The following is a 7,413-nucleotide window of genomic DNA, read 5'->3' as shown; positions in this document are numbered from 1 at the left end:
ACACTCGTGTCACCATATCGGGCCGCATCCAGCCACATCAAAGCCATTCGCTCTCCGTAATGTTTTGAAGTGAGCAGACGGTCTACCACTTTTTCATAGGCATCAGGCGAACGATCGTTTAAAAAGGCATTCACTTCTGCAATGGAGGGAGGCAAACCTGTAAGATCCAAAGAAAGACGTCGAATTAACGTACGACGATTTGCTGCATCCGCAGGTTTTCCCTGCTGACGTTCAATCTGTGACAAAACAAATTGATCTATGGAATTGCGAACCCACTTGCTGTTTTTGACAGCAGGCAGCGCTGACTTTTTTGGTGCGATAAACGACCAATGACTGGTCCACTCGGCTCCTTCATCTATCCAACGTTTGAATAATTCAACCTGCGCGGGAGTCAATTTCTTATTCGACTCAGCCGGAGGCATTTGTAGATCGGGATCAGTGCTGCTAATACGTGTGTAAAGTTCGCTTTTCTCTGAATGCCCAGGAGAGATTGAACTTGCTTTCGCCGCCGCTTCAATGTCAAGCCTGAGATCGCCTTCGCGATGTTTCGTATCGGGACCATGACAGTGAAAACAGTTATCCGAAAGGAGGGGACGTATATCGCGACTGAAATCGATTTTTGATTTTGAAACCGATTTTTTCGGCTCCACTTTTTCCGCCAGACAAATATCGACTGAAAGTGTGAGAAAACCCGCCAGAGATAAAAGAATGAGACGAAAATGCATGCGTTTACTCAATTGCAAATTGAATACAAATCACGATCCTGGTGCGTCTCAAGAAATTCCGTAACTGCGACATCGCAATACGAAGAGAACAGGTGGGTCCCAAAGGATGATCGTTAATAGATGGTAGGATTGTGGAAAGACAATTGTCAAGGCTTTTTCAATTGTTTGATGAATGTAGTAAATCAAATCAACAACAGAAGAAATAAGAAAGAGTTGAAAACACCGTGATTGTTCATTGAGGTAAAAATTCTTCATAGAATTCCCTTCTGATGAAATAAATGACGCAATTTGATGATGCCACCATCTGGCTTGGTCAGCAATTTTTTATTGTTTGATTTTGCAGTCAGGAGAATACAGTTCTAACGTAAAATCTTGCAATTGGGTATTGCTGCCTCCAATTTCATCACTCCCTCTTTCGTGACATTAGTTCTGATCAAACCCAAAAAAGTTAGTTTAGTGAAGTTGTATGAAAGGTCCAATGTAATAAGATTGGTCAGCCCTTCAAGATACACAAGTCCTGCGTCAGTGATGTTGGTGCCTCGAAGGTTCAATGTGGTCAGATTGGTTAACTCTTTAAGATGCACAAGTCCTGCATCAGTGATGTCGGTGTGTCGAAGGTTCAATTTCGTCAGATTAGTCAGTTCTTTAAGATGTATAAGTCTTGCATCACTGATCTTGATGCCTGCAAGGTTCAATGTGGTCAGATTGGTCAGCTCTTTAAGATGCACAAGTCCTGCGTCAGTGATGTTGGTGTGCCCAAGGCTCAATGTCGTCAGGCTGGTCAGCCCTTTAAGATACACAAGTCCCGCATCACTGATGTTGGTCTCTGCAAGGTCCAATGTGGTCAGATTGGTCAGATCTTTAAGATGCACAAGCCCTGCATCAGTGATGCTGCGGGTGCCGTAAAGGATCAATGTCGTCAGATTGGTCACCCCTTTGAGATGCACAAGTCCTGCATCAGTGATGTCGGCGCGTCGAAGGTTCAATGTCGTCAGACTGCTCAGCTCTTTCAGATGCATAAGTCCTGCGTCACTGATGTCGGCGTACCCAAGGTCTAATGTGGTCAGATTGGTCAGCCCTTTAAGATGCACAAGTCCTGCATCACTGATCTTGTTGCCTGCAAGCCTCAATTTCGTCAGATTGGTCAGCTCTTTAAGATGCACAAGTCCTGCGTCAGTGACTTTGGTGTTGGATGCAAGTTTTAATGTCCTCAGGCTGGCCAGCTCTTTAAGATGCACAAGTCCTGCGTCACTGATGCCGGTTCGATAAAGGCTCAATGTGGTCAGACTGGTCAGATCTTTAAGATGCACAAGTCCTGCATCACTGATTCTGGTGCCTGCAAGGTCCAATGTCGTCAGATTGGTCAGCCCTTTGAGATGCACAAGTCCTGCGTCACTGACTTTGGTGATCTCAAGGTTCAATGTCGTCAGATTGTTCAGCCCTTTAAGATGCACAAGTCCTGCGTCACTGACATTGGTGAACTGAAGCTCCAGTGTGGTCAGATTGGCCAGCTCTTTAAGATGCACAAGCCCTGCGTTATTGACTTTGGTGCCTTCAAGGTCCAATGTCGTCAGATTGGTCAGTTCTTTAAGATGCACGAGTCCTGCATTAGTGACTTTGGTGAACCGAAGGTTCAATGTGGTCAGATTGGTCAGCCCTTTGAGATGCACAAGCCCTGTGTCACTGATATTGGTGTCACAAAAATTGACTTGAATGACATTACCCTTGTCATCAAGATCAATTTCTCCCCCAAGTGCCTTGATCCAGTCGGTAGCAGGTTCATCCGTCTGTCCACATCCGCTACACAACAGAAGAAAAATGAAAGTGTTGAAAACACCGTGATTGTTCATTGAGGTAAAAATCTTCATCGAATGACCTTCTGATGATATAGGAGATGCTCCGAACAAAGAAGCTCAAACTCAATTTTGGAATTCGAACACCGCATTGTCAATGATACTTCCTACTGCAGCAAAGCCTGCATGACAATACTTTCAAACTCCGGCTGATGTTTGATTTTGTATTCAGGTGAATACACTTTCATGATTAATCCAGCAATCGGGTATTGCTGCCTTCAATTTCATCACTCCCTCTTTCGTGACTTTAGTTTCGAATAACCATAAAAGAGTTAGTCTGGTCAGCCCTTTAAGATGCACAAGTCCTGCGTCACTGATCTTGGTGCCTGAAAGTTCCAATGTGGTCAGATTGGTCAGCTCTTTAAGATGCACAAGTCCAACGTCACTGATGGTGCTGCCAGAAAAATAGACTCGTATGACATTGCCCGTGTCATCACTAATTATTATTCCCCCAAGTGCCTTGATCGAGTCGGTAGCAGGTTCATCCGTGTGTCCACACCCGCTACACAACAGGAGAAAAATGAAAGTCTTGAAAACACCGTGATTGTTCATTGAGGTAAAATTCTTCATCGAATGACCTTCTGATGAAATAGGAGATGCTTCGAACAAAGAAGCTCAAACTCAATTCTGGAATTCGAACACCGCTTTGTCAATATCCAATTTCTTGGTAACAGAATATCACCCCCCACATCTACCACAGGCTTTTCCATCATTCAGCCCACAAATCCGACCACGCTTCGTATTCTTGAAATACTCACAGTTTTCATTGTGCCTCACTTTGAATGATGTATTCAACCAAAACATTGCTGATGAAGTAACTCGATGAATTGCAATTTCGAATACTCAGTACATAATCAATACTACATATTATGTACTTGCCAACTAAAAAATGATATTTCATACGGCAGACCAAAGGATACGTTTCGAAGGAAGGTGGATACGAAAGTTACGGAAATGACAGAATCAGATCTAAGTGAAGATGAACCACTAGATAAGTTAATTTTGTTGTTTGGTCTGATCTCGCTCCAATAGTCGGTCCACGTCATCCAGAGACACTTTCAACACTTCCATGGTCTGCTTCGCACCAGAGAATGCAACCAGTAAAGATCCGTCATGTTCAATAATGTGCGGATAATCAACGTGACGTCCACCGACCAGATAGAAAAGATCCGTAAACACAAGCCCATCCCGGCTGATCGCCAATGTCAGCGGATCACGCCGATGCGGATTAGAATTGGACACCATCGCATAGTAACCGCGTGAAGTGCGTAGAACGAAGAATTTACTGGTGGCATCCGGAAAGTTAGTTTTGACAATCGGACTCCATGTGCGCCCGTTGTCGATAGAATAAGTGCGGAGCAACCGACCGGAACGGCCGTTGTCGCGAATCAGGCCAACAATGTTTTTTTCATCAGGTAGCACGTACCAGTATGGTTCTTCTGGTCGCCCCTTCCCGTCGTAGCTCGCAAGAGGGAGTATCTCCCATTGATTAAATGATTTTTCGCCGCCAAGCATCACAGTGACTTGCCTACGATGATCGCGCCGCGTCATCATGAATTGCCCAGATGGCAATAGCTTCGGAGGAAAATTGTTGAGCGTGTCATCGCGAACGGTGCCATGCACGTCCCAGGTCTTCATCTCTTTGTTCCAACGGAACGCTTCCAGACTCAATCCCTTGCCTGGATAAGCAGGGGCATTGAAATGACTCGCTAACGCCAGTAATTCTCCATTTCGAATCCATAGGCCGCGGGCAATCCAGCCGAAGCCTTCAATACGCGGTGGTCCTGACAAACCAGTCGGCTTACTCCAATTCAATCCGTCTTGACTGATAGAATACGAAACGCGCGTATCCGGCAGGTCATGACCGGGAACAACGTTGCGGTGCTGCTCTGCGGTGAGTTTAGTCCGCCTCTTGCCAGGCCCGTCACTCCACATCGCCCAGTATCGGCCATCAAAAAACGCAAGATAGGCATGCTGGTGTACCCAGTTGCCACCCTGGTCTCGCACATCACTGATTATGGTATGTTGGGTTGGCACTTTGGGAAGTTGTACGAAATCAATCTTCTCAGGATCCGTTCCAGTTTTCGGAAGATTCAACATCAAAGCCGACTTGGGATTCTCTGTTGGATGTGGAATCTCCGCGCCGACATGGGAAACGATGCTAACAAAGCAAAAGCATATGGCGAATAGAAATAATCGTCTCATTTAAATCCTTCCAGGAAACGCATCACTGAGAAGTGAAATAGGGAAACCGAACAGTTCACGTCCTGATGCGTTCTATTGAGAATCTTCCTTGAGCAGGTCTTTGACATGTAACAGAACGGCTGAGTCGGCTTTAACAGCTTCCGTGTCCAGCAGTTTTTTTTGCTGATTCGAAGTGAGCTTCACACCCGGCTCTCTATATTTCGCAATCAACCGTCTGGCAGTTTCACGCGGCGAGCGATATTTCTTGTCGCCGTCCACATCCAGATAGATAGGGTTTGTGATAGCCTGTGTCGCTTTACCATAGGTTGTCCAGCCGGGCAGAGTAATACCATCGCCCAAAACAAATGCCACGACATGCGCATCATGAGCGGGGACTTCGATCTTGAATTCAAGCCTCTGATCGGTAGGCTGGTCAATTTTCGATTTGATCGTTTTCTGTGCAACACGCTTTCCATTCACATAAATCATGGCATCGCGAGGACGAATCCACGAGGGCGCAGCAACTCGTAAACGGACTTTTATCATTGTTCCGTCAGTCACTGCAGCCGCCGGAACAAGATCCCCCATCCCATATTGCTCGGCAATACTCAAGTTGGCAAAGATACCAGAGGACGCGACTGCACGTCCTTCAAGAAAGGCCCGATAGACATCTTTGCTATCGATGTCAGCAACATTGTCAGTGCGGCCTTTGAGATACGTACGCGCTTGTCCCACCGGATCGTTGACCGTATGGGAATCAGTAGCTCCCACAGCGGTAAGTCGTAAGCCTCGATTGAGAAGCGACATCCAATCTTCAAGTGCGTAGAAAAAGTCGGGTGTTTCATTGGCAGGCTGCGCCACTTCGAGCCCATTGAAACTAAACTCCGGTCCTTCAACCCTCCCGCCGGTACTGCGAGTGAAACGGAAACGGCCAAAAGGTCCCTTCGCAATCGTAGGCCAATACGGGTGATTCAGGATCACAACCTCTGCCCCTTTTTTACGCATATCAGCAATCAACTTCGTCCAGTCTTCACTTTTCAGAAACAAAGGGTTCCGCCCTTTTACACCGCCGGGAACGGCCTGCGAAGGATCAAGTGGAAATGCGGTAAAATGCCCATTATGAGTTGTGACTTCATCGCCGGAGATCGAATGAAAATGAGCATTGGTACCGGAGGCCCGCTGATACTTCGAGTAATCTGAAATGTGATTATGATCGGTGGCGATAGCAATCTCGATCCCTTCCCCGGCAATGGTAATCATGCGCTCTTCATAGGTCGCGTTTCCATGACCGCTGCCCGGCAATGTATGAATATGACTGTCGCAGGCAAGAAAGCCTTTGGTATCGACTTCGCGTGAAATCACCAGCGTATGACTCTGTGACTGCCGACCATCGACTACGATTGACTGTTTGCCAACACCCCATTCCATACCGCGCGTTGCATACAGCGTATACTTGCCAGGAGGTAATGCAAAAGTATCACCGACGCCAAGCGTGTAGAGAATTCCAGGACGAACCGCATTCATTGCTGTGCGCACATCATAGAGTTTTACGAGTTGCCCCAGTTCATTCACAACCGTAATACGCGCTGGCATAGGCTGACCTGCTGCTGTATTGACTTTCACAGCAACGGTTTTCAGTTGCAGCGCCTGTTTTAAGGTGCGCGGTTCCAATTGAATATTACGTAATACCGCCGGCTGCCCTCGGCCAGTCACCGTCAGTATGTTCTCCCCCTCTTTGAGGACATTGGGAGGAATGGTCATACCAATTCGATGAAATCCGTCATGTGTTTTATCTTCGCCAGTCTGAGTAAGATGCGCCTCAAGACGTCCAAGGTTTTTCTCATTGAGTTTGACATTCCAATATCCGCCCGAGCTTTGTTTCTTCATATTTTGTTCGAAGAGTAACGCAAATTCGGTTGGATTAGCTTTAGCTGTAAATGTCTTTTTAAAGGTTTGCTTGCCTTGAATTTGATGTGAATCACGATCGATAGAAATCGACTTCCCAGCGGCTTCTATCGTTTCTGTGAAAACAGCGATTCCACAAACTCCTAATAGAATAAAATTCCTGATATAACGCACGTCCATAAACTGGACTCCTTTTATATACTTGATGTTTTCAAAGCTGACAGTTCAACCGGTGATTTTAACTCATTCGCAGACAAGAATACCATGAAGCTCTTGAACGTAACACGATCAAACACTTTAACAACACATCTACTCTCCTGTCTATAATCTTTCTCCAGGCATGACGTCCCCTACTCTGATCTTACCAGCGGGCCATACCTGTGGAATGTTCATCACCAACCTGCTCGCTCTTTTCGAGCAGAATCATCCCAGGACTGTTTTGTCGCAGGCATGGTGATTACTTTCACAAGTCAGATATCCTTTAAGCAGTTTAAATGTTTGATTTGGATTGATCATCCTTATCAGCAAGAGTGAATTGCTTCAGCCGTTTTCAAACAACGCCGTTTTCAAACAACATTTAGAAAATCTTAGTTTTGATGACTTCAACACCAGATTATTCTCGATTATTCACTGATTTCTGTTATAATTCACACGTGCGTAGATTCATTGAACATGTAAAAAGTTTCAACTGTTTTCCACGTACGCCTACCTAAATTCTCTCCAGAGGTGTGAACTGTTTGCCTACT

Annotated in this window: 5 protein-coding genes; all 5 read right to left on the bottom strand. The window is 45.8% G+C overall.

The window, feature by feature from the left end:
* Positions 1 to 725, bottom strand: a 725-nt coding sequence (locus Q0668_RS21630; protein WP_298868469.1) for a DUF1549 domain-containing protein, incomplete at its 3' end; no start/stop codon positions are given.
* A 359-nt stretch (positions 726 to 1,084) separates the two neighbouring features.
* Positions 1,085 to 2,593 (bottom strand): leucine-rich repeat domain-containing protein, encoded by a 1,509-nt coding sequence (locus tag Q0668_RS21625; protein WP_298868467.1) that lies wholly within the window; start codon positions 2,591 to 2,593, stop codon positions 1,085 to 1,087.
* A gap of 153 nt (positions 2,594 to 2,746) precedes the next feature.
* A complete protein-coding gene (locus Q0668_RS21620; protein ID WP_298868465.1) occupies positions 2,747 to 3,148 on the bottom strand; it encodes a hypothetical protein in 402 nt (133 codons plus the stop codon).
* Positions 3,149 to 3,574: 426 nt separating this feature from the next.
* The gene (locus Q0668_RS21615) at positions 3,575 to 4,783 is read right to left on the bottom strand and encodes an exo-alpha-sialidase (protein ID WP_298868463.1); all 1,209 of its coding nucleotides are present in this window, start codon (positions 4,781 to 4,783) and stop codon (positions 3,575 to 3,577) included.
* A gap of 72 nt (positions 4,784 to 4,855) precedes the next feature.
* The gene (locus Q0668_RS21610) at positions 4,856 to 6,847 is read right to left on the bottom strand and encodes a CehA/McbA family metallohydrolase (RefSeq protein ID WP_298868461.1); all 1,992 of its coding nucleotides are present in this window, start codon (positions 6,845 to 6,847) and stop codon (positions 4,856 to 4,858) included.
* Between the last annotated feature and the right edge of the window lie 566 nt (positions 6,848 to 7,413).

The sequence above is a fragment of the uncultured Gimesia sp. genome (assembly GCF_937910335.1).
Taxonomy (GTDB): domain Bacteria; phylum Planctomycetota; class Planctomycetia; order Planctomycetales; family Planctomycetaceae; genus Gimesia.
Note: the sequence above shows the minus strand (reverse complement) of the source record. Positions and strands in the feature narration are given on the sequence as shown.